The sequence below is a fragment of the Streptomyces sp. NPDC056486 genome (assembly GCF_042795295.1).
Taxonomy (GTDB): domain Bacteria; phylum Actinomycetota; class Actinomycetes; order Streptomycetales; family Streptomycetaceae; genus Streptomyces.
Map to the genome: position 1 here is coordinate 40,398 of NZ_JBHTSF010000007.1, position 22,017 is coordinate 62,414.

Annotated in this window: 25 protein-coding genes and 1 pseudogene; 9 read left to right on the forward strand and 17 right to left on the reverse strand. The window is 69.8% G+C overall.

Going from position 1 to position 22,017, the window contains the following annotated elements; translation table 11 throughout:
• Positions 1–277 precede the first annotated feature (277 nt).
• A complete protein-coding gene (locus ACFQ7F_RS05620) occupies positions 278–694 on the forward strand; it encodes a molybdopterin-binding protein (RefSeq protein WP_383266549.1) in 417 nt (138 codons plus the stop codon).
• A gap of 10 nt (positions 695–704) precedes the next feature.
• On the opposite strand, the gene ACFQ7F_RS05625 is transcribed toward ACFQ7F_RS05620, so the two are convergent.
• A complete protein-coding gene (locus ACFQ7F_RS05625; protein WP_383266552.1) occupies positions 705–1,469 on the reverse strand; it encodes an NAD(P)-binding domain-containing protein in 765 nt (254 codons plus the stop codon).
• Positions 1,470–1,504: 35 nt separating this feature from the next.
• Complete coding sequence (locus ACFQ7F_RS05630) at positions 1,505–2,467, reverse strand: alpha/beta hydrolase (RefSeq protein WP_383266555.1); 963 nt, start codon at positions 2,465–2,467, stop codon at positions 1,505–1,507.
• 87 nt (positions 2,468–2,554) lie between these two features.
• On the opposite strand from ACFQ7F_RS05630, the gene ACFQ7F_RS05635 reads away from it, so the two are divergent.
• Both ACFQ7F_RS05635 and ACFQ7F_RS05640 read left to right on the forward strand, forming a co-directional pair.
• Positions 2,555–3,130, forward strand: a complete 576-nt coding sequence (locus tag ACFQ7F_RS05635) for a TetR/AcrR family transcriptional regulator (protein WP_383266557.1) — start codon at positions 2,555–2,557, stop codon at positions 3,128–3,130.
• A 245-nt stretch (positions 3,131–3,375) separates the two neighbouring features.
• Positions 3,376–4,596: a hypothetical protein gene (locus ACFQ7F_RS05640; protein WP_383266560.1), complete on the forward strand. Its 1,221-nt coding sequence runs from the start codon at positions 3,376–3,378 to the stop codon at positions 4,594–4,596.
• A 22-nt stretch (positions 4,597–4,618) separates the two neighbouring features.
• On the opposite strand, the gene ACFQ7F_RS05645 is transcribed toward ACFQ7F_RS05640, so the two are convergent.
• A complete protein-coding gene (locus ACFQ7F_RS05645; RefSeq protein ID WP_383266564.1) occupies positions 4,619–5,230 on the reverse strand; it encodes a dihydrofolate reductase family protein in 612 nt (203 codons plus the stop codon).
• Positions 5,231–5,476: 246 nt separating this feature from the next.
• On the opposite strand from ACFQ7F_RS05645, the gene ACFQ7F_RS05650 reads away from it, so the two are divergent.
• Both ACFQ7F_RS05650 and ACFQ7F_RS05655 read left to right on the forward strand, forming a co-directional pair.
• The gene (locus ACFQ7F_RS05650) at positions 5,477–6,628 is read left to right on the forward strand and encodes a hypothetical protein (RefSeq protein ID WP_383266565.1); all 1,152 of its coding nucleotides are present in this window, start codon (positions 5,477–5,479) and stop codon (positions 6,626–6,628) included.
• Between the two features lie 122 nt (positions 6,629–6,750).
• On the forward strand, positions 6,751–6,969 hold the full coding sequence (locus ACFQ7F_RS05655) for a hypothetical protein (protein ID WP_383266568.1): 219 nt from the start codon (positions 6,751–6,753) through the stop codon (positions 6,967–6,969).
• On the opposite strand, the gene ACFQ7F_RS05660 is transcribed toward ACFQ7F_RS05655, so the two are convergent.
• Positions 6,924–7,550 (reverse strand): TetR/AcrR family transcriptional regulator, encoded by a 627-nt coding sequence (locus ACFQ7F_RS05660; protein WP_383266571.1) that lies wholly within the window; start codon positions 7,548–7,550, stop codon positions 6,924–6,926. The two genes, ACFQ7F_RS05655 and ACFQ7F_RS05660, sit on opposite strands and share 46 nt — an antisense overlap.
• A gap of 126 nt (positions 7,551–7,676) precedes the next feature.
• On the opposite strand from ACFQ7F_RS05660, the gene ACFQ7F_RS05665 reads away from it, so the two are divergent.
• From ACFQ7F_RS05665 to ACFQ7F_RS05675, 3 genes are all read left to right on the forward strand, one after another.
• Positions 7,677–9,134, forward strand: a complete 1,458-nt coding sequence (locus tag ACFQ7F_RS05665; RefSeq protein WP_383266574.1) for an amidase — start codon at positions 7,677–7,679, stop codon at positions 9,132–9,134.
• Positions 9,135–9,334: 200 nt separating this feature from the next.
• Positions 9,335–9,742, forward strand: coding sequence for a RidA family protein (locus ACFQ7F_RS05670; protein ID WP_383266576.1), 408 nt, complete (start codon positions 9,335–9,337; stop codon positions 9,740–9,742).
• 92 nt (positions 9,743–9,834) lie between these two features.
• On the forward strand, positions 9,835–10,437 hold the full coding sequence (locus ACFQ7F_RS05675) for a hypothetical protein (protein WP_383266579.1): 603 nt from the start codon (positions 9,835–9,837) through the stop codon (positions 10,435–10,437).
• Here the strand turns inward: ACFQ7F_RS05675 and ACFQ7F_RS05680 are convergent.
• From ACFQ7F_RS05680 to ACFQ7F_RS05740, 13 genes and pseudogenes are all read right to left on the reverse strand, one after another.
• Positions 10,391–11,081, reverse strand: a pseudogene (locus tag ACFQ7F_RS05680) (class I SAM-dependent methyltransferase). The gene ACFQ7F_RS05675 and the pseudogene ACFQ7F_RS05680 sit on opposite strands and share 47 nt — an antisense overlap.
• A gap of 76 nt (positions 11,082–11,157) precedes the next feature.
• A complete protein-coding gene (locus ACFQ7F_RS05685) occupies positions 11,158–11,910 on the reverse strand; it encodes a FadR/GntR family transcriptional regulator (RefSeq protein WP_383266582.1) in 753 nt (250 codons plus the stop codon).
• 17 nt (positions 11,911–11,927) lie between these two features.
• The gene (gene denD, locus ACFQ7F_RS05690; RefSeq protein WP_383266585.1) at positions 11,928–12,968 is read right to left on the reverse strand and encodes a D-erythronate dehydrogenase; all 1,041 of its coding nucleotides are present in this window, start codon (positions 12,966–12,968) and stop codon (positions 11,928–11,930) included.
• The gene (otnI, locus tag ACFQ7F_RS05695) at positions 12,965–13,786 is read right to left on the reverse strand and encodes a 2-oxo-tetronate isomerase (RefSeq protein ID WP_383266588.1); all 822 of its coding nucleotides are present in this window, start codon (positions 13,784–13,786) and stop codon (positions 12,965–12,967) included. The genes denD and otnI overlap by 4 nt, the downstream gene beginning before the upstream one ends.
• A gap of 35 nt (positions 13,787–13,821) precedes the next feature.
• Positions 13,822–15,126 (reverse strand): MFS transporter, encoded by a 1,305-nt coding sequence (locus tag ACFQ7F_RS05700; protein ID WP_383266590.1) that lies wholly within the window; start codon positions 15,124–15,126, stop codon positions 13,822–13,824.
• A gap of 59 nt (positions 15,127–15,185) precedes the next feature.
• Positions 15,186–15,869, reverse strand: a complete 684-nt coding sequence (locus tag ACFQ7F_RS05705; RefSeq protein ID WP_383266593.1) for an aldolase — start codon at positions 15,867–15,869, stop codon at positions 15,186–15,188.
• Complete coding sequence (gene otnK, locus ACFQ7F_RS05710) at positions 15,866–17,146, reverse strand: 3-oxo-tetronate kinase (RefSeq protein WP_383266596.1); 1,281 nt, start codon at positions 17,144–17,146, stop codon at positions 15,866–15,868. The genes ACFQ7F_RS05705 and otnK overlap by 4 nt, the downstream gene beginning before the upstream one ends.
• Before the next feature lies 1 nt (position 17,147).
• Entirely contained in the window at positions 17,148–18,092 is a 945-nt protein-coding gene (gene ltnD / locus ACFQ7F_RS05715) for an L-threonate dehydrogenase (RefSeq protein WP_383266599.1), read from the reverse strand.
• A 207-nt stretch (positions 18,093–18,299) separates the two neighbouring features.
• The gene (locus ACFQ7F_RS05720; RefSeq protein ID WP_383266602.1) at positions 18,300–18,950 is read right to left on the reverse strand and encodes a dienelactone hydrolase family protein; all 651 of its coding nucleotides are present in this window, start codon (positions 18,948–18,950) and stop codon (positions 18,300–18,302) included.
• Between the two features lie 66 nt (positions 18,951–19,016).
• The gene (locus ACFQ7F_RS05725) at positions 19,017–19,841 is read right to left on the reverse strand and encodes a cytochrome c oxidase assembly protein (protein WP_383266605.1); all 825 of its coding nucleotides are present in this window, start codon (positions 19,839–19,841) and stop codon (positions 19,017–19,019) included.
• Entirely contained in the window at positions 19,838–20,260 is a 423-nt protein-coding gene (locus ACFQ7F_RS05730; protein ID WP_383266608.1) for a DUF2243 domain-containing protein, read from the reverse strand. Before ACFQ7F_RS05730 ends, ACFQ7F_RS05725 begins: the two co-directional genes overlap by 4 nt.
• A 187-nt stretch (positions 20,261–20,447) precedes the next feature.
• Positions 20,448–20,825 carry a toxin Doc gene (locus tag ACFQ7F_RS05735; protein WP_383266611.1) on the reverse strand — a complete coding sequence of 126 codons (378 nt, stop codon included), beginning with the start codon at positions 20,823–20,825 and terminating at the stop codon, positions 20,448–20,450.
• A complete protein-coding gene (locus ACFQ7F_RS05740; protein ID WP_383266613.1) occupies positions 20,825–21,064 on the reverse strand; it encodes a hypothetical protein in 240 nt (79 codons plus the stop codon). The genes ACFQ7F_RS05735 and ACFQ7F_RS05740 overlap by 1 nt, the downstream gene beginning before the upstream one ends.
• A 249-nt stretch (positions 21,065–21,313) precedes the next feature.
• Between ACFQ7F_RS05740 and ACFQ7F_RS05745 the strand changes: the two genes are divergently transcribed.
• Positions 21,314–21,976 (forward strand): SGNH/GDSL hydrolase family protein, encoded by a 663-nt coding sequence (locus ACFQ7F_RS05745; protein ID WP_383266615.1) that lies wholly within the window; start codon positions 21,314–21,316, stop codon positions 21,974–21,976.
• Positions 21,977–22,017 lie beyond the last annotated feature (41 nt).

Genomic DNA, 22,017 nt, shown 5'->3' on the forward strand with positions numbered 1-22,017 from the left:
GAAGCCTAGCGAACGGCTGCTCGACGACGGCACCGGCGGCTATGACGCGCGGTCGGTGCGGTCGTCGAGCGGTGGGGATCTGGGTGCCGCCGAGGCGAAGATCCCGAGTGGCTCGTGACTTTCAGGTCGGTCCGATCTGCCAGGTGTTCCGGGCCGGCGGCCTTGCGGATGCGACGCCCTTCGCCATGGGGCCGTTTCGGGGCATTAACGTGTGAACCACCACAGGCGCACGCAGCCTGACAAATCATCACCAACTTTCCCTGTGAGGCATTTCTTCATGAGCCTGAGCATCCGCAACCAGATCGCTGGAATCGTCACCTCCGTCACCCCTGGCGAGGTCATGGCGACCGTCAAGGTCCGTCTCGACGGCGGCCAGGACGTCACCGCCGCGATCACCCTGGAGGCCGTCAAGGAGCTCGGTCTCGCTGAGGGCTCCGCGGTCAAGGCCCTTGTGAAGTCCACCGAGGTCTCCCTGGCGACGGGCCCGGTCGCGGGCCTGTCCATCCGTAACCAGATCCCCGGCACCATCACCGACGTCGCCACCGGTGGAGCCATGGCTGCCGTGAAGGTCTCCGTTCAGGGCGGCGAACTGACCGCTGCCATCACCAAAGACGCCGTCGCCGACCTGAAGCTGGCCTCCGGATCCTCCGTCGTCGCCCTGATCAAGTCGACCGAGATCTCCCTCGCCGTCTGATTCCGGCCGTTCACAGATCGGCGAGGAGGCCGTCGAGGGCCTTGTTGAGGGCTTCAGAGTTGGCCGGGGCGAACCACGTGGTGCGGATGCGTTCGTTGTTTCCGTTCGGGGTCTCGTGGTCGGCGGCGAGTTGGTGCAGCGAACGGGTCTCGTCGCTCAAGGCGCGGCCGACGCCCTGAAAGAGGCTGCGGACGTAGCTGTCCGCGTCGTCGGGGGCTACACCGTGGCCGACGGCCCACGACGTGAGCGTGGCGAGGTACGCGTAGTGGGTGGTCAGCGTCCCCGTCAGTGCGGAAAAGACGTTGAAGGCCGCCTCGTCCGCGACTGGTCGGGCCCCGCCGAGCCGCTCGAAGAGTGCGTCCACCACCGGGTGGGAGGGGAACGTCACCGTGACGGAGCGGCGTTCGCGTACGGAGGGGAGCGGGATGGCCCGTACCAACGCGGCGTCGGTGGCAAGCAGGTGGCGCAGGTCGTCGTTGGCGACCCCGGCCATCACGTTGACCACTGTCTTGTCGTCGTCCACCCTCAGGGCGGCGAGTGCGTCGTGCCGGTCCGCCGCGCGTACGGCGATGATCACCACCTCGGAGCGGTCCACCACCTCCTGATTGTCGGCGCACACCTGTACGCCCTCGTAGCGCGAGGACAGTTCGGCGGCCGTGCGGGCTCCCCGGGGGGAGAGGAACACCTCCGGCGCCTCGCTGCCGCCCCCGTCGCACAGGCCCGTCACGACGGCCCGGCCGATCTCGCCCACTCCGATGATGCCGATGCGCTTCACTGCGTTTCCTCCATGGTCCGTGGCGGTCGTGGTCGTCAGATGTTGAGGGAGGCTCGGAGGAACTCCAGGATCTCCGACCGCGCGGGCTCGGACTGCTGTTCCATGCCCGGCACGCTGAGGAACGCGTGCCCCGCTCCCGGGTATTCGGAGAGCCGCGCCGGTGTACCGGCTGCTTGCAGTTGTCCGGCGTAGCGGCGGCCGTGGTCGGCTATCGGGTCGTGTGTCGGCACCACTACGAGCGCCGGTGCAAGCCCGTTCAGGTTGTCGGCGTACAGCGGCGAGAGCGTGCGAGGGTCGGTCTCCGGGGGAACCGCGAGCCGTTGGAACAGTTGCAGCTGCGGCACGGCGAGGGTCGGGGTGCGGGCGTACTCGGTGACAGAGGCGTGGTCGAGCATCGTCTCGGTCACGTCCACAGCGGGGTTGACCAGTACCTGCGCCCGGAGGTGCAGGCCGGTCTCCCTGGCGCGGATCGCCGCCAGGGCGTTGATCAACCCGCCGCAGCTCTCGCCGAAAACGGCGGTCCGCGCCGGGTCGATGCCCCACTGCGCGGCGTGCCGCACCACGTGCTGGAGTACGTCCCAGCCGTCGTCGACGGCCGCCGACAGCGGAGTTACCTGGTCGAGGAGGCGGTGCTCTACCGAGACGACGACCGCGGGCAGTTGAGCGGCCAGGTGGCTGTTCACCCAGTCGCTCTGCACCGCCGTGCCCGCGAACCCCCCTCCGTGAATGTGCAGCACGAGGGGCAGGTCGGCGCGGTCGGCACCTCGGCCGTCGAGCCCGGGTAACGGCCGGTACACCCGGACCGGGAGCTCACGGCCGGGCAGCGCCACCTTCCGCCATTGAATCGCGGCGCCGGGGTCCGGGTCCCCGAGTATCGCCCGCGCCGCAGTGGACGCCCGGAAGCGGTTCTCCGCGTCGCGGTAGGTGCGCAGTTCCTCGGGCGTTATCGCCGACCAGTTCGGCTCCGGCGGCCGCTCCATAGCGGTGACCTCACTCATGGCTTCTCCTTGTCCGATCCTTGTCCAGAGAGTTTCGCGACCTCAAGTATCGATACCCAAGGTAGCGGAAAGAGGTATCGTGTGGATATGGCTTCGACCACATCCGCCAGACCGCCCGGTCGGCCCCGAGCCGGCGTCAACACCGAGGTCTTCGCCGCCACGTTGAGCACGGTTCACGAGCTCGGCTATGCGCGCGCCACCGTCGAGCGCATCGCTGCCGCGGCCGGTGTCGCGAAGTCGACGGTCTACCGGCGCTGGCCCTCGAAGGGCGCGCTGATCGTGGACTGCCTCCTGGACTCGTTCGGCCCGGCGCCGCTGACGGGCGCCGGGCGAGCCGAGCTCATGTCCTCGACCATCCGCTGGGTCGCGGCGAGAATCGCCGAGCCCGGGGTGGGCGACGCGTTCGCCGGCGTGTTCAGTGACGCCGTCAGCGACCCGGCCCTGCGCGAGATCTTGTCCGCGCGGTTGCAGGACCCCTACCGGCTCGCGCTCCAGGACGCGCTCGGAGAGCCGGAGCACCGGGTCCTGTTCTTCATCGACGTCGTGGTCGGAGTCCTGCTCCACCGGATGGGCATGACAGGCGAGCCGATGGTCGACGCCGACGTCGACGCACTGGTCGAGATGGTCCTGCCGCACTTCGCCGACGATCCCGGCCAGGCGTAACGGCTCCGCCGCCCGCAACTGCGGTGCTGAGACGGCACCTTGGCTCCCCTCAGTGCCGGCCGTCGGCGAACGCCCCCTGCAGGGGCAGTCTCATGGCGGCGATGCAGCCACCCAGGAGAGCAACGCTCACGGCAAGGTCCGCCCAGCCGATGTCGGTCGGGATAACGATCAAGAACGTAGCGCCGGCCATGTAGGCTGCCCGCTCGCTGAAGGAGCGTCAAAGGGGAACGATCATTCGCAGGGTCATGGAAATCAGGCACAGGGGAGTGGCGGCCGTCGCAGTGCTGGCCACTGTGTTGGGGGCCGCGGGGTGCGGCACGGACTCCGGGGCGACCGGCTCCCGGAGCACGGGCTCCGCCGGTGAGGAGGGGCGGCCGAAAGGCTCCGCGGCCTCCCTCACCTGGGAGTTCGAGCACATCGCGGACTTCGACGGAGAGCTCGCCGATGTCGCAGTCCTGGCCAAGGACGACATCTGGGCCGTCGGCACCGAGAACAACGGCGATTCCCACGCCCGCCTGCTGCACTACGACGGTACGCAGTGGAAGCGCGAGCCCCTTCCTGAAGCTCTCGGCGACACCGTCTACCCGCCATTGCTCGAAGAGGTCGGTGATAAAGCCCTGTGGCTCCGGCCGCAGAACTCTGGGGACGGCGCCGCCGCGAACCGCTGGGCGCAGTGGGACGGCACCCGCTGGTCCGCGATGCCGAGCCCCCCGCCGGGCAAGGTCGGGGACTTCGAGGCCGCGGGCCCTGACGACGTCTGGGCCCTCGACGGCGAGCAGACCGCCCAGCACTGGGACGGCACCCGCTGGACCGCGACCCGGCTGCCGTACGGCGCCTCCGACCTCGCCGTGGTGGGCCCGGACGACGTCTGGGCGGTCGGCAGTCGCTCGACCGGTCCTGGCACAGAGATGGAGGGCCAGGGCAAGGAGTACGACCAGCCCGCCTCCATGCACTGGGACGGCACGTCCTGGAAGGCGGTGGACACTCCGCAGGCGCGGTTCAAGGAGCCGATCCCGCCGGAGGCCAGTGCCGGACTCGGCCAGGTCTTCGCGCTCGACAACGGTGAGGTGCGCGCGTACGGCACCAACTCCTTCAACCACGGCGAGGTCGAGGACGAACCCGCGGACGAGTTCATCCGGCTGCGCTGGGACGGCTCGAAGTGGGTCGAGCAGCAGGGCGCGCCCGGCGGATGCGCCACGCGGACCCCGGTGGGTCAGGACGACAAGGGCCTGTTCCTCGACGGTAACTGGTACCTGACCGACGACGGCCGGTGCGTGAAGATCAAGCGCCACCGGCTTCCCGTGTCCACCGGTGCCCGCAAGGCGTCGAACCAGTCGCTGTGGCTCAAGGAGATCCACCGGGTGCCCGGCACCGACGAGTGGCTTGGCGCCGGACATGTCCAGGTCAACCAGTCCGGTGACCCCTTCAGCGCCCCCGTCGTCGTACGCCTGAAGCGCGGCGGCTGATTACTGGGCCGATCGGCCTCGCCTACGCGCCGCCCCCGTACGTTCCGCACTCCGGACGTCCCGTCGATTCGTAGACGTGAATCGCCAGGCCGCCCGGTGTCGTCTCGTTGCTCAGGAGCCGCAGGCCGACGGGTGCTCCGCCGTCCGGGAGCAGCCGGCGGCCCTCGCCGACGACCACGGGGGCGATCGCGAGGCGCAGTTCGTCGACCAGGCCGGCGGCCAGCAGGGACTGGCCCAGCCGACCGCTGCCGTGGATCTGCAGCTCACGGCCGGGCTGCCGCTTCAGCTCGGCGACCTGGGCGGGGATGTCGCCGGACAGGATCGTCGTCGGGTCCCATTCGGCCGTGGTCAGGCTGTGCGATGCCACGTACTTGGGCAGGCCGTTCAAGATGTCGGCGGACGGGTGCTCGGTCATCTTGGGCCAGTCCCGCGCGAAGTTCAGATACGTACGACGTCCGAACAGGAACGCGTCGGCCCGGCCGAGCCAGGTACCGGCCAGCCGTTCGAACTCCTCGTCCAGGTGCGGCACGAACCAGCCGCCCCGGGTGAATCCGTCACTGGTGTCCTCGTCCGGCGCCCCCGGGCCCTGGTAGACGCCGTCCAGCGACAGGAACTCCTGAAGTACCAACCTCATCGTGCACCACTCTCCTGGCCGGGGACGTGTTCGCCCCACTCTCTCTTCGGACATCGCCTCGCACGAAAACTCATCGGCCCGTGCGCCCCGTTTGGCCTGTGATGGCTGGGTAGGAGTGGCTTGCTGCTTCTGCATGTTCTGCATGCTTTCCGTCCAACAATGCTGAAGCTGTGGGCGGGGTACCGCTTCCATTGCCGGGTCCACGGGCCATACTGGTCGGGCCCTGACCACTCACAGAACGACTTTATGGCCAAGAAAAGCACTTCATCGACCATCGTCCCCGACAGCGCGTGGCTGGGGCGCGGGCGCCACCTGGGGCCCGAGCCCGAGCAGGATGTCCGGCGCAACCTGATCGCCCTCAAGGCGGCCGGGGTGCTCGACGACTTCCTGGACCTCGACCCCGTCGAGGCGGCCCGCTCCACCGTCCTGCACCCGCGGGACGAGTCCGCCGACCCCGGACCGTCGGCCCGCCGTCTCTTCGAGGCCCGCTGGCGCGTGGCCGACGACGTCACGGTGCGCGCACAGCTGACGCTGTACGACCCCGAGGCCCGCCGCAAGGAAAGCGAAGGCGTCACCTGGGTCCTCGCCGCCGAGGCGGAACGGGCGTGGGACGCGCAGTGGCCTTCTCCAGCCCTCATGTTCTGGCCCGACAGCGACCGGGTCGCCTGGGACCACGACACGGTGCCGGGCGTGCGCCTGCGGACGACGAACCATCTGCCGAAGGCCGACGACGAGCTGCGCCACCGGCTGCGGGACTGCACCCGGCAGAGCTGGTCCATCCATATCGTGGTGCACGAGGCGATGACGCCGGAGGCGATAGGGGAGAAGCCGATCTCGAGCTTCCTGCCGCCGAGCCTGCGACACCGGGTGGTCGAGCACCGGGGCACGCCGGAGCAGGCGCAGATCGCCGACTTCGCGATGAAGCGGGAGCTGAGCGTGCGGATGCCGCGCGGCGGTGGCGTCATCCTGCCCACGGCGCCGCAGAGTCCGGACTACGACGCGGAGCGTTTTACGGTACGCAGCGTCTTCCTGGACGGCTCGGAACCGACCGAACTCCTCGACAGGATCAAGGAGTTCGCCGCACTGCCACGGCCGCTGCCGGCGGAGGCCGAGCGGGCCCTGACACAGCTGCGCCAGGGCTGGCACCTGCTCACCCCGGACGAGGAGCTGGCCCACGCCCAGTCCATGGTCACCAGGTACGCCGAGGCTCTCGAGGCCATGACGAACTCCCGTGATCTGTACCAGCAGGCGGCCGATGCGGCACAGGCCGCGCTGGCCGAGGTGACCGGTGGTGACGGTGTGCCCAGGACGGGCGCGGCGGGGGCGACCAAGGCGGACGGCTCACCGCTGAGCGCCTTCACGAAGGCGTTCGGCCGCTTCCGGGACCCGAACAAGTAGGGCGCGCCGACGTCACTCCTCTCCCGGCGAGACGCCGGACTCCGGTCGACCAGCGCGTCACGCGGTTCTTCCGGCTACCGCGTGATGCGAGGCGGAAGCAGCCCACGCCCTGCTGGCGGCTGGTGGGGATCTGGCTGGCGGTGCTTGGCGTCGGGGCCGGGTTCACCGCGGCCGGTCGGGACGATGAATTCGGCGGCTCCTACCTGATGGCGGTGATGCTCGTCCTCGGGCTCGCGGTGGCGGCCGCGATCACGCGACTGCCGTTCGCGGGGCGCCCGGAGCGCCTGGAGCGCGGTCAGTCCGTCGTCGCCCGGGACGGACCGAGTTCGGAGCGGCGCTGATCCACGATCCCCTCCACGATCCTCAGCAGCCGATCCCCTGCCCGGTCGATGCTTCCGTTGTGCGTGCTGACCTGCGCGCCTTCCAGTACGAAGGTGATCTCGGCCGCGGACTGTTCAGGGTCCGCAAGACCGGCCTCGGCGCACATGCCGATCAGCCTGCGGGTCTGGAGCGCCTTGTGCGCCTCGATCACCTGCCGTGCGGGGTGGGAGCGGTCCGGCAGCTCGGCGATGGAGTTGATGAACGGGCAGCCCCGGTGCGAGATCGCGGGCAATCCCTCGGCGATGAAACGGGCCAGCCCCAGGATCTGCTCCCTGGGCCGGTCGGGGTGCTCGGCCTCCACCCGGTCGAAGGCCGCCTGGTAATCGGCGGCGACGATCCGCAGCCACTCCGCGACCAGTGCGTCCTTGGTCTCGAAGTGCCGGTAGATCGCCATTTTGGTGGTCTCGGCCTTCTCGGCGATCGCCTGGACGCCCACCCGCCGGATCCCCTCGCTCTGGAAGAGCTCTTCCGCCGCGTCGAGGATGCGCTCACGAGGCGGCAGTTTCGCCACCCTGCTCGGCCTGCTTGCGGTCGATGCCATGACTACTCCGGACGTCCGGTCGGTTGCGGGTCTCTCACGGCCTGCTACGGTACCAGTCCGTTCCGCACGATACCGCTGGGTATCGTGCGGAACTCAACGGTATCTTTCTTCCCGCAGGGAGTGACAGTGAGAATTGCCGAGTACGTGAGCTTCGACGCGGTCGGGCTCGCGGGTCTTGTGGCCGATGGCGAAGTGACCTCCGCCGAACTGGAAGCCGCCGCACACGAGGCCGCGCAGGCGGTCAACCCGCAGATCAACGCCATCGTGGAGACATGGCAGGCCGATGACGAGCCCCGCCCGGGCAGCGCACCGCTGGCAGGGGTCCCTTTCCTGATCAAGGACATCGCGGTCGCCATGGCCGGGAAGCGGATGGAGCTGGGCAGCCGTCTCGCGGCAGGCAACGTCTCCGGGGCCGACTCGTCCCTGATGGTGCGCTTCCGTCGAGCGGGCCTCGTGACGTTCGGGCGCACGACGACACCGGAGATGGCCTACAGCACCACGACGGAACCGGTGCTGTACGGCGCGACCCGCAACCCGTGGGACCTGACACGGAGCGCGGGCGGATCCAGCGGAGGCGCGGGCGCGGCTGTCGCCGCCGGGGTGGTCCCGGTCGCCCATGGCACCGACGCCGCCGGATCGCTCCGTATCCCCGCCGCCTACAACGGCCTCTTCGGGATCAAGCCCACCCGTGGCCGGGTCTCCATGGGGCCCGACGTCGACGAGGTCTTCAACGGCCTGGCCGTGCACGGCAGCGTCAGCCGCACCGTACGCGACAGTGCGGTACTGCTCGACCAGATACGCGGCCCGGAACCGGGGGACCCCTACTTCGCCCAGCAGCCGACACGGCCGTACGCGGAGGAAGTCACCCGCCACCCGGGCTCGTTGCGGATCGGTGTCCTCACCCAGGCGTGGGGCGGACACCGTACTACCGCACCGGTGACCGACGCCCTCTCCCGCACCGTGCGGTTGCTTGAATCCCTCGGTCACCAGGTGGCGGAGGTCAAGGTCGACCTCGGCGCCGACTGGGAGGAATTCGTCCTGGCCAACGCCCGGCTCATGACGGTGAACCTCACCGCCCTGGTCGACGGTCTTGCCGCCGCTTTCGACCGTCCCGTCGACTCCTCGACCCTTGAGCCGACGACCCTCGCCGGCTACCACTACGGGCAGCGGGTCGGCGGCGCGCAGTTCCTCACCGCTCTCGCGATGCGAAACCGGGTGGCCCGAAGCCTGGCGCGGTACTTCGACGAGTACGACATCCTCCTCACGCCGACCCTGCCGGAGCCTCCCGTGCTTCTGGGCACCCATACCGAGGGTGCGGAGACACTGGACGGTCTCGGCTGGATCGAGCGCATCCATGACCTGTCGCCGTTCAGCATGCCGTTCAACGTGGCGGGCACGCCCGCCATGTCCGTTCCCGTCACGGCCGACGCCGAGACAGGGCTCCCGATCGGTATGCAGTTCGCCGCCGGTTACGGGCTCGAAGACCGCCTCTTCCGCCTCGCCGGACAACTCGAACAGGCAAGCCCATGGTCGGGCCGGACCCCCGCCGTGTGGGCAGGGAATCACACGGGCCACTCGGAGTGAGCTCCTGAGCCTCTGAGCCCCTGAGCTCCTTGGTCACCATACGGTTCCCCAGTCACCGCAAAGTGCGTTCTTCCACGTCAGCGGCCGCTCTCCTAGGGTTTCCCAGTAACTCCCGGAGACCACGAGTGTCTTGGTCGGGTGGACGCGAGCCCGCGGGCTCTCATGACAACGCGGGCTCTCATGACAAGGAGACAGACAGCATGGCCATCACCCTGGTGAATCCCGACGGGTTGCCGAAAATCGATGCCTACCGGCAGGTGTCCATCGCGACGGGGTCGAAGCTGGTGTTCATCGCCGGGCAGGTCGCCTGGGATGCCGATGGGGTCACGGTCGGCGAAGGAGACCTCGCCGCTCAGGTCGAGCAGTGCTACCTCAACGTCGCCACCGCCCTTGCGGGGGCCGGGGGTTCCTTCGACGACGTCGCGAAGCTGACCGTGTACGTCGTCGACTGGACCCCCGACAAGATGGCCCTCTTCGGAGAGGGAGTCGCCCGGGCGGCCGCGAAGCTGGGGAGCACTCCGGTACCACCGGGCACATTGGTGGGTGTGGCGGCACTGGACGTGCCCGACCATCTGGTGGAGGTCGAGGCCACCGCGGTCATCGACTGAACAGGCGCGGTGCGGGAAGCAACGTGACATCCTTCGACGCCGCAGACCTGAAGAGTCGAGCCTTGCCCGACGGCCGAGGAGAAGTGCTGTTCATGACATTCCGCCCGCACATGGGGAAGGCGGCGCTGCGCACCCTGGCCGAGTTCCCCGAAGAGCTGACCTCCGAGATCTACGCGGTCACGTTCCGGATCGACAGCGTCGACCAGGACCCGAGGTTCCCGTACCTGGCGATCGGCTACAACACCGAAACCGAAGTGGCCCGCGTGCTCGCGGAGGAGAGCGGATCGGAGCCGTGGGAGGCCCGCTGGAACTACGCCTACTTCCCGCCGTCAGGGCTGGAAGGCGTCCGCATCATCGGCCACGACCCCGTACACGATCCGGTCGGCGCCGATCTGCACCGGCGAGAAGCGGTGGCCCAAGGCCTCTGGTACGAGGACGAGGACGGCCTCTCCGAGCAGGAGCAGGACGAGCGCGGCGAGCAGTTGGCAGAACAGTTCCACGAGCTCTGCGTCGACCTGGCTCGCCGACTCCACACGGACGGCGGGCTCGTCAGTGCCATCGGGCGGCCTCTGCCGGTGATCCTCTACGACATGTTCGACCCCGACGAGATGTTCGCCCTGACCCGCGCCGCCAACCCACCCGAACTGGTCACGGAGTTCCTGAGCGAGGACCCGGAAGGGCAGCGGCAGGACTGATTTTGCGGGCCAGGAAGGTGGCGGTCGTCCTCGTCGCTCCGTGCTCGGGCGTCTCCACCAGGTGTGAGGTGACGGCGAGCCCGGCCCGGTCGAGCAGCCCGGCGATCCGGCCCGCCGGAAGCAGATGGGACTCGAAGGACACCGGACGGCCGTACGCCTGCGTGGGACGCAGACACTGGTCGTCTCCCACGTGCCCTGCCAGCATCAGGTGGCCGCCGGGGGCGAGTACGCGATGGAACTCGGCGAACACGACCGGCAGCAGCTCCGGCGGCGTGTGGTGGGTGGAGTAGTAGGCCAGGATGCCGCCGAGCCCGTCGTCCCCGAGCGGCAGCGCGGTCATCGAGCCCACTGCGAAGTCCAGGCACGGATAGGCCTGCCGTGCCAGCTCGATCATCTTCTCGGAGAGATCGATGCCGGACACACCGAGCCCCAGATGCGCCAGATGCGCGGTGACATGACCCGGCCCGCACCTCCGGGTCGGCCACCGGACCGTGGCCGGACGCCCGCACGAGGTCGGCGAACACGCCGAGCATCCCGCGTGACAACGGATCCAACTGAGCCGGTTTCCCGACGAGTTGGGCGTATTCGGCGGCGACGGTGTCGTACGACTCCCGGACGGCGGAAAGGTGCAAGGGTTCAGTCACGCGCCGAATCTAGACGAGGGCACTGACAAGGACCTCGTCGGTGCGCGCGCAGGTTATGCAACCGCGGCATGTCACCTCAGGGTGCCGCATCCAAGTCCACCTTGAGATCGTCCGTCTCCGTCCAGAAGCCCTCGTCCGCGTCCTGAAGGCGGGACGCGGCGTGCTTCATGTGGCGGCGTACGGCGCTGCGGGCCGCCTCCCCGTCGCCCGACTCGATGGCCGTCAGGATCGCGTGATGCTCCACCCGCACCGCCTCGATGAAGTCGTTGCGCCGTGCCTCGTTGGCCCGCGTGACGCGGATGCCACTGCGCATGACCTCGCCCAGATACCGCACGGTCGAGACCATCACCGCGTTCCCCGTCGACTCGGCGATCGACTGATGGAACGCCAGATCCTCATCGACGCCGTCACCCCCGGCCGCGACCGCCTCGTCGATCGCGGCCAGGGACTGCCGCATCCGGGCGACGTCGTCCGGTGTGGCCCGGGTGGCCGCAAGGGAGGCCGCCTCGCCCTCCATGGCGCGACGGACCTCCACGATCTGCAGCACCTTGGACTTGGTGCCGGAGGACTCGGCCTCCAGGTCGAGCGGCCGGGTCCGCCGGGGCATGACGAACACGCCCCGGCCCTGGCGCGGTTCGACCAGGCCCGCGTTGCGCAGCCGGGACACGGCCTCGCGGATCACGGTGCGGCTGACGCCCAGTTGCTTGACCAACTCGACCTCGGTCGGCAGCTTGTCGCCCTCGCCGAGACGTCCGGACTCGATCTCCTCCGAGAGGATCGCGGCGACCCGGTCCGCGAGCCGAATGGGGCCACTCACCTTGGAGAACATGCTCGTCAGTCTATCCGTCAGGGTCCGATCGGCCCGGCCGCGGGCAGGGCTCCGGCCGTGACGGCCTCGGGGTGGTCCTCGACGTACGCCCGGACGACCGACTCGAAGCTCTCGTCGGCTTTGAGGCCGAGTGCCGTGGCGCGCGCGTTGTCGAACGCGGCGGGCCACGAGCCGACGATGGCCTCGACGGCGGGGTCGGGCACGACCGTCACCAGGTCGGCGACGGCGTCTCCGGCCACCCGGCGCAGCGTGTCGAGCATCTCGGCGACCGTGGTCGTCAGCGCCGGCAGATTGACCGGAAGCCCGCCCTGGAGATCGCCGGGGCCGCTGCCGCGCTCGGCCTCGGTGATGCGCAGGATGCCCTCGACGGTGCGCCGCGGCGAGGCCAGGGCGACCCGTAGACCGGGGCTGACCGGGCAGGTGGCAGGCAGGCCGGAGAGAGGTTCGCGGACGATGCCGGAGAGGAAGCCCGAGGCGGCCGCGTTGGGCTTGCCCGGCCGCACCGCGACGGTCATGAGGCGCGCCACGCGTCCGTCGATGAAGCCCCGGCGCGTGTACTCGGCGACCAGCTGCTCGCAGATGCGCTTCTGCGTCCCGTAGCTGGACTGCGGTGTGGGCAGCGTCGACTCGCTGACCACGGGCGGCAGCGGCAGCGCGGGGTCGGAGCCGTAGACCGCGACGCTGCTGGAGAACACCACCCGGGCTGTCGGCCCGCCGTCGGCCGCCTGCGCGCGGGCCGCGTCGAGCAGCGCGCGGGTGGTGTCCAGGTTGGCGCTCATGCCGAGGTCGAAGTCGGCCTCGCACTCGGACGAGACCGCGGACGCCAGGTGGATCAGGACGTCCACCGGCTGCGCGAAGATCTCGTCGAGGCGCTCGCTCAGGTCACCCTGGACGACGTCAACCATGGGGTCGGAGGCCACCGCCGCCTCGGCGGGCACGAACCGGTCGGCGAGCACAAGACGGTCGATGGGCGCCCCGCACAGGGTTCGCCGCTTCAGCAAGGCGTCGGCGACCTGCCGTCCCAGGAAGCCGAAGCCGCCGGTGATGACGATCCTCATGCGCGTTCTCCTCGGTAGTTCTTGAGCCCGGGGTAGTTCTTGAGCCAGCCGAGCCCCTCGCTCGTACCGGCCCGGGGGATGTACTCGCAGCCGATCCACCCGTCGAAGCCCAACTCGTCCACGACGTCGAACAGATGGCGGACGTCGAGTTCGCCCCGGTCGGGCTCGTGGCGGTCGGGCACGCCCGCGATCTGCAGATGGCCGACGCGGCCGGTGGGCAGGTCGCGGCGCAGAGTCGTGGTGAGGTCGCCCTCCACGATCTGGCAGTGGTACAGGTCGAGCTGCACCTTGAGATTCGATGCGCCCACCTCCTGCACGATCGCATGCGCATCGGCCTGCCGGTGCAGGAAGTAGCCCGGCATGTCACGGCCGTTGATCGGCTCGATCAGGAGGTCGACGTCCACGGCGGCGGCCTGTTCGGCGGCCCGGGCCAGGTTGGCCAGGTAGGTGTCGCGGTGCGCGGCCCGCTGGGCGGGCGTCGCCTCCGGCGGCAGGAGACCGGCCATCACGTGCACCTGGTCGCAGCCGAGCACCGCTGCGTACTCCAGCGCGCGCTCGGTCCCGGAGCGGACCTCGGCCTCGCGGCCGGGGAGCGAGGCGATGCCACGCTCCCCGGAATCCCAGGCTCCGGGAGGCGCGTTGAACAGCACCTGCCGCAGACCGTGGTCGTCGAGCCGGCGGCGCAGCTCGTCGGCTTCGTAGGGGTAGGGAAAGAGGTACTCGACGGCCTCGAAGCCGTCCGCGGACGCCGCGGCGAAGCGGTCGAGGAAGCCGTGCTCGGTGTACATCATGGACAGGTTCGCGGCGAACCTCGGCATGCTTGCTCCTGCGGTGGGGCCGGGACCGGACCCGGTCATCGGTTGACGACGTCCTTCTTGGTGGTCAGCACGGCCGCCGCGCCGACGACGAGGCTGAGGGCCAGGACGTACATGGGGATGGCGGTCGAGCCTGTGGCGTCCTTGAGCCCGCCGATCATGTAGGGGCTGACGAAGCCTGCCAGGTTGCCCACCGAGTTGATCAGGGCGAGCCCGGCCGCCGCGGCGGTGCCGCCGAGGAATGCGGTGGGCAGCGACCAGAACAGCGGGGCGCAGGTCAGGACACCGGCCGCGGCGAAGGACAGGGCGATCAGGGACAGGACGGTCGATCCGCTCCAACTCGCGGCCAGGGAGAAGCCGACGGCGCCCATGAGGCTGGGGACGACCAGGTGCCAGCGGCGCTCGCGGCGCTTGTCCGCGGAGCGTCCGAACAGGTTCATCGCTATCAGCGCGGCCACGAACGGCACGGCGCTGAGCACGCCGATAGTGAAGTTGTCGTCGATGCCGGTCGACTTGACGAAGGTGGGCATCCAGAAGGTCAGGGCGTACTGGCCCATCACGAAGCAGAAGTAGATGAGGCACATCAGCCACACCTTGGGGTCGCGGAAGCCGTCCCACACGCGGCTGTGCTTCTGGTGTGCGGTGTCCTTGGCGATCGCCGCCTCGACGATGTCCTTCTCCTCGTCGGAGAGCCACTTGGCGCTGCGCACACCATTGTCGAGGTAGAACACCGTGGCGACACCGATGAGCAGCGCCGGAATCGCCTCGAGCAGGAACATCCACTGCCAGCCCTGCCAACCGTTGACCCCCTGGAAGCGGTCCATGATCCAGCCGGAGAGCGGGTTGCCGAAGATCCCGGCCACGGGGATCGCCGACATGAACATCGCGATCACGCGGGCCCGTCGGTGCGAGGGGAACCAGTAGGTGCAGTAGAGGATGACACCCGGGTAGAACCCGGCTTCCGCGGCGCCGAGGAGGAAGCGGAGCACGTAGAACATCGTCTCGTTGGTGACGAGCGCGAACGCCCCCGAGACCAGACCCCACGTGATCATGATCCGGGCGATCCAGGTGCGCGCTCCGACGCGCTGCAGCATCAGGTTCGACGGGACCTCGAAGATGAAGTAGCCGATGAAGAAAAGGCCGGCGCCGAGGCCGTACGCCGCCTCGCTCAGGCCCAGGTCGTCGGACATCTGCAGTTTCGCGAAGCCGACGTTGACGCGGTCCAGGTAGGAGAAGACGTAACAGAGGATCAGGAAGGGGACGATACGGAGAACGACCTTGCGGAACACGGCGTTCTCACGGGCGAGGTCGGGGGCCTCGGCCGACGTGGTGGACGTGGACATGCGGAATCCTTACTGCGGCTCAGGGGATTCTCCGACGGGCGGTGCGCGGCGGTGTGCTGTCACCAAGAGGCGCCGAACACGGCCTTCAGTTCGTCGAGAGCGGGGGAGGGGAGCGGCTCGGGGCGACGGTCGGTCAGGAGCCAGAGGCGTGCCGTTTCCTCGAGTTCTTCGAGGACGGCGAGAGCGGATGCGGCGTCCGGACCCCAGACCACCGGGCCCAGACGGTCGAGCAGTACGGCCCTGATCGGCGTGCGTCCTGCCGCACGATCAGCGATGTGGCCGGTCACCAGGTCGGCCACGAGGGGATCGCCGGGCCGGTGGTAGGGGATGAGCGGTACGTGCCCGACCTTCATGACGTAGTACGGCGTGAGGGGCGGAAGCACGTCGTCCTGACTCCACACGCCGGCCAGGGTGAGCGCGACGAGATGCGTGGAGTGGGTGTGGATGATGAACCGTGCCGTGGGGTCGGCGGCATAGATGCGGCGGTGCAGGGTGAGGGTCTTGCTGGCGCGGTCGCCCGCGATCTGCTCGCCCCCGGCGTCGACCAGGGCGAGGCGCGCGGGGGTCAGGAAGCCCAGGGCGGCGTCGGTGGGTGTGATCAGGTGGGAGTCGCCGACCCGAGCGCTGATGTTGCCCGCGCTCGCGTGGACGTAGCCGCGGGCGAACAGGCTGGTGCCCACCCGGACGATCTCGGCGCGTGCCGCGTCCACGTTGCCTTCAGTAGGCCTGGGGAGCTTGCTCATACGGTCTCCCCGTCGAGGTGGGCGAAGGACGTGGTGAAGAAGTCGGGGCCGCCGAAGTTGCCGGACTTCAGCGTGATGTGGAGCGTGTCCCCGCCGGGCAGGGCCGCCGCGCACCAGGGCACACCGGGGTCGATCTGCGGTCCGATGCGCAGGCCCGTGAGGCCGAGCGCCTGGACGACAGCGCCGGACGTCTCGCCACCGGCGACGACGAGCTGACGGACACCCGCCTCCACGAGCCCCTGGGCGACGCGGGCCAGGGTCCGCTCGACGAGCTCACCGGCCTCGGCGACGCCCAGACGGCCCTGAACGTCCTTCACCGCGTCGGGCGCCTCGGTGGAGTAGACGAGCACCGGGCCGTCGGCCAAGTGCGCGGCGGCGAAGTCCAGGGCCTGTCCGGCCACGTCCTCACCCGCCGCGATCCGCAGCGGATCCACGCTGAACGCGGGGCGGCCGCCGCGCAGGAACTCCCGGACCTGACCGTTGGTGGCGCTGGACACCGACCCGGAGACGACGGCCTGATGCCCCGTGGGCGGGGGCAGTTGGGCTGCCGCAGGGGACGGCTCGAAGCCCCAGTTCGCGGGCAGACCGATCGCCAGACCCGACCCGGCGGTCACCAGCAGAAGATCCTTGACCGCCGCGCCGAGCCGTACGAGATCGTCGTTCGACACGGCGTCGACGATCGCGGCACCGACACCTTCCTCGCGCAGCGCGTCGACGCGCCGCACGATCGCCTCGGCACCGGCGGCCACCACGGTGTGGTCGATGAGGCCGACCGGGCGCGCGGTCTGCGCGCCGAGCACGGACACCAGGTTGGAGTCGGTCATCGGGGTCAGCGGGTGATGGCGCATGCCGCTCTCGCTGAGCAGGACGTCGCCGACGAAGAGATGCCCCTTGAAGACGGTGCGGCCGTTGTCGGGGAACGCCGGGGTGGCGACCGTGAAATCGGTGCCGAGCGCGTCCATCAGGGCCTCGGTGACGGGGCCGATGTTGCCGGCCCGCGTCGAGTCGAAGGTCGAGCAGTACTTGAAGTAGATCTGCTCCGCGCCCGCGGAGCGCAGCCACTCCAGCGCCCGCAGCGAGGCTTCGACGGCGTCGGACGCCGGTGTGGTCCGCGACTTGAGCGCGATGACGACGGCGTCCGCGTCCGGCGGCCCCTCGGCGCCGGTCTGCGGTACGTCGATCAACTGGACCACGCGCATGCCCGCGCGCACCAGGTTGTTGGCCAGGTCCGTGGCGCCGGTGAAGTCGTCGGCGATGCAGCCGAGTCGGATTCCCATGTCAGGCCTCCGACTTCTCGGCCTGCTCGGTCTGCTCGGCCAGTCCGGGCAGCTCGATCCCCGGGAAGATCTTGATCACCGCGCTGTCGTCCTCGCCGCCCAGACCGGAGGCCGACGCCTGCAGGAACATCTGATGGGCGGTGGCCGCCAGGGGGAGCGGGAACTTTTCCGGCCGGGCGGCGTCGAGCACAAGACCCAGGTCCTTGACGAAGATGTCGACCGCGGACAGCGGTGTGTAGTCCCCGGAGAGCACGTGCGCCATGCGGTTCTCGAACATCCACGAGTTGCCCGCGCTGTGCGTGATGACCTCGTAGAGCGCCTCGGCGGGCACACCCGCCTTGATGCCGAGCGCCATCGCCTCGGCCGCCGCGGCGATGTGCACGCCCGCGAGGAGTTGATTGACGACCTTGACCTTGGAGCCGATCCCGGCCTCGTCGCCCAGGCGGTAGACGGTGCTGCTCATGGCATCGAGCACCGGATCGGCGATCGCGTACGCGGTGGGGGCGCCCGAGGTCATCATGGTGAGCTCGCCGCTGGCGGCCCGTGCGGAACCCCCGGAGATGGGAGCGTCCAGATAGAGCACACCGCGCTCGGCCAGGCGCCGTTCGAGCTCGGCGGACCAGGTGGGGTCGGCCGTGGAGCACATGACGTAGACGGAGCCGGGGTGCAGCCGCTCGGCCGCGCCGTCGGCGCCGAACAGGACCGACTCGACCTGCGCCGCGTTGACCACGACGCCGACCAGGACGTCGACGGAGGCGGCCAGCTCACCGGCGGAGGCGAAGGCGGTGCCACCGTCATCGGCGAAGGCGGCGGCCACATCGGGGCGCAGATCATGAACACCCACATCGAAGCCCGCGTTCCGCAGACTTCGCGCCATGCCGAGCCCCATGGCCCCGAGCCCCACCACGCCTGCGCGCGGCTGTGCCGACCTGTCCTGGTCGTTCATGCCCATCCTCGTCTCGCTGTGCTGTGCCGTCCGGGGTGCGGCCCGTCCGGCTCTGAATCCATGCGGCGATCGGGTCATATGATGACCTGAGGATGTGGGATAGCGCACTGTGATGCCGGTCACATGTTAGGAGGGGGCGGGCGGCGGCCGGTGTGGGCGCGCCGCCCGACGCACCACCCCGCTGCGTGGGTGCGTCGCCGGGGCTGCTCAGTGCTGCGCGAGCCCCATGCCGTTGAACCACCGGGCCGACACCGCGGCGACCTCGTCCAGCGCTTCCGGATCCTCGAACAGGTGCGTGGCATCGGGAATCACCCGCAGTCGGCTCAGGGCGCGCAGCCGGTTGGCCGCCTGCCGGTTGAGCCGAAGTGCCTCGGTGTCGCGCCCTCCCGCGAGCAGCAGGACGGGCGCGCACACCTGGCCGAGCACCTCGTCCCCGGCCAGGCCGGGGCGGCCGTCGGGACAGACCACCGTGTGCACGAGGCCGGGCCTGGCGGCCGCTGCGCCGAGCGCGGCCGCCGCTCCTGTGCTCGAGCCGAACAGGCCGAGCGGCAGATCGGGGGTGCGGACGGCCAGCCAGTCCACGGACGCGATCAGCCGGTGCGTCAGCAGTTCGATGTCCCAGCGGTGTCGACCGGTTTCCCTGTCCGCCGCGGCTTCGTCGGCGGTGAGCAGATCGATGAGCAGTGTCCCGAGTGCGGCGTCGTGCAGGACATCGGCCACGGCATGGCTGCGGGGACTGTGCCGAGAACTGTCGCTGCCGTGGGCGAGGACCGCGACGCCGAACGCCGTGTCCGGCACGGTCAGTTCACCGGTGAGTGACCCCTCGCCATCGGGCACGGTGACGGTTTCGAACAGCATGGGACCTCCGGATTCCGGGGACGGGTGCGCGCCGGGTACCCCGCGCTGCCCGCGCTACGCGGTGTGTCATGGAGTGTGCGGATGGGGAGGCCGGGGAGCCTGCCTGCCCCACGGCCGACCTGGCGTCTCCGTGGCCGCATCGAGGGTGCGCCGGGCCCGTACGAGAGCCCGGCCGCCGGCCGCGTACCACTGGTGCCCGAGCAGCACGGCCAGGGCGATGCCGACCACGTCGCCGCCGTAGTACATGACGTACGAAGCAAGGTGCAGGTCGGCCGCGGCGTAGGAGGTGCCGGGCGGCCCGGTGGCGTACAGCGACTTGGCCAGAATGCCGTGCGCGGCCGATGCGGCCAACAGGGCGCCGCCCCGCAGTGCGTACCCGGCACGATGGCGCAGCGGGTCCAGGGCAAGGACGGCGAAGGCGAACAGGACGCCGGAGGCCAGAAGATGCACGCTGATCAGCGTGTGCAGCCACGGCCGGTGGTGCCCGGCAGCCAGGAGCGGCGTGCGGTACACCGCCCAGAGGCCCGCGATGTGCACGAGCGCGGCAAGCGGCGGCCACACGAGCAGGGCCGCAGGTCGGGAACGTACGCAGGAGAGAAGTCGCCGCCGTGGACCCACCGGCAGCGCGCGCAGCGCCAGCGTCACCGGTCGGCCGAGCACGAAAAGCAGCGGGGCGATCATCCCGGTACCCAGATGGGCGGCCATGTGCCCGGTGAAGGGCGGCCACCCGTCCCACGGGGCGGTGAGCGAAGCGATGAGCACCGCGCCGCCCAGGCAGAACGCCGCGTCACGCCGGTGCGGCCAGCGATCGCCGCGTCGGCGCAGCTGCCCGGCTGCCATCACATAGCCCAGGCTGCAGCCTGTGGCCAGGATCAGGACCACAGCCGTCATCGGCGGGCCCGCACCAGAAGCAGCACGCCGGCGAGCAGGAACACCACGGCGATCACGTTCCAGGTCCAGTCGTACGGGGCAAGATCCACGCCGTAGCGGATCTGGTGCAGCTCGAGCGCCTTGTGCTGGAACGTGCCGTCGTACAGCTGGAAGCCGCCGAGCCCCAGACACAGGCCCGACCACCAGGCGGTGAGTTGCCGGGCACCCCGGCGCCACAGATCCGCGTACAGGAACAGGCCCGCCACCATCGCCAGCCAGCCGAAGGCGTGGAAGATCCCGTCGGAGACCAGGCCGGCCTCGCTCGATGCCTTGTCGTAGAAGTGGTGCCAGTGCAGCAGCTGGTGGAAGACCATCTCGTCGACGAACGCCGCAAGTCCGATACCGACCAGCGCACCGGAGAGCAGGGACGGCCCCCTCACCGGCCCGGTCCCCGCTCCAGAGGGAAACGTCGCAGCTCACGGGGGTGGAACATCATCCGAGCCTCCTCGGCAACCAGCGGGAAAGCGGGAGAGCGAGGTGCCTACTACCCGAGAAGCGGAACGTCAGTCCGCCGCATCGCGCCATTGCGCCGGACGGCAAGCCGCACGGCGAACGGTGAAAGCCGGGTCAGACTTTCCAGGACCTGATCTGGTCGGCGACGGCGTAGACGCTGATGCGGCTGTCGCGGATCTTCCGGATGAGATCGGAGAGCGCTCCGTAGGGCGGGTCGATGCCCTCGCCGGACTGGTCCATGTACTGGGCGGCCACGAATGCCGCGTACAGGCTGTTGCGGTAGGGCAGTGGCTCCAGGCGCACGATGGTGTGCAGCAGGGCGGCCGCGCGCCAGGCGGCGTCCGGGTCGGCGGATTCCAGGGTCGGCAGCTTCGTCTTGTGGCGTGCGACCGCGGCGACCAGCGCGGAGTAGTCCGACACGGTCATGTCCTCGGGGGTGACAGCGAACTCCTGGACGTCCAGGAGCCAGGAGACGTCTACGTACAGAACCATCAGGCGGCCGCGGACCCCTCGTGACGCGCGGAGGGCGGGATCTCCTCGGGGATGGCCGTGTCGAACTCGGCCCGCAGCCGGTCGGCCCATGCGGAGGCGCCGGCGACGAACTTCTGGCGCTCCATTTCACGGACCCCGAGGTCGTGCAGGTACTGCTTGAGGCTCTTGCCCTCGGCTGCCGCGGCCGCGCGGACACCCTTGAGCTCCTCGTCGGTGAAAGTCACGTTCAGAGACGGCATAACGCAAAGGTACCAACTAGGTACCTGATGAGGGAGTGCCTTCCACGGTCGCAACGGAATCGTGCTGCGGGGACCAGGGGGGACCGGTGGGGTGACCGGGTGGCGGAGCCGTGGTGTCGGCGGCATATCGGGGGCTGTCGATCCGGTGTCGGTGAGGTCTGGCAGCTTTCGAGAGGTCCGGCGGGTACCCGACCGGCTGTGGCTGCGGGTTTCCGCCTTCCTCTCCTCACCCGAGTTCAAGGAGCGCACATGACGATCACTGTCCGGCCTGGAAGCACCGTGATGTTCACCGGTGATTCGATCACCGACTGCCAACGGCTCGCGAGCGAGGACGGTCTCGGTTTCGGCTTCCCGCTGCGCGTCGCGGGCGAGTGGGGACTGCGACACCCGGACCGCCCCGTGACCTGGCTGAACACCGGGATCGGCGGCAACAAGGTGATGGACCTCGAAGCCCGCTGGCAGACAGACGTGCTCGACGCGCGCCCGGACGTGGTGACGATCCTCGTCGGGGTCAACGACATGGGCTGGCACACGCTGGACCCAGAGGGATACGTGATCCCCGTGGAGGAGTTCGAAGCGGGCTATGACCGCCTGCTCGCTCCCCTCGCCGAGGCGGGCACGGAACTGATCCTCATGGAGCCGTTCCTCCTGCCGATCCACGGCGTCGTCGAGGCCGGTGCCGCACTCATCGGAGAGGAGGAGCGAAAGGAATGGCGCACCGACCTGGACCCGAAGATCCAGGCCGTGCGCAAGCTCGCCCGCGAGTACGGCGCGCAACTGCTCGCCGCAGACGACATGTTCGCCGAGCTCGCCGCGAAGGCCGGGCCGGAGTACTGGGCCACGGACGGCGTCCACCCCACTCCGGCTGGTCACGCCGCACTCGCGGAGGCCTGGCTGCGCCTGGTCGCGTGACCGGACCACCCGGTCAGTGGCGGGGCCGCCGGGGCCCGGCC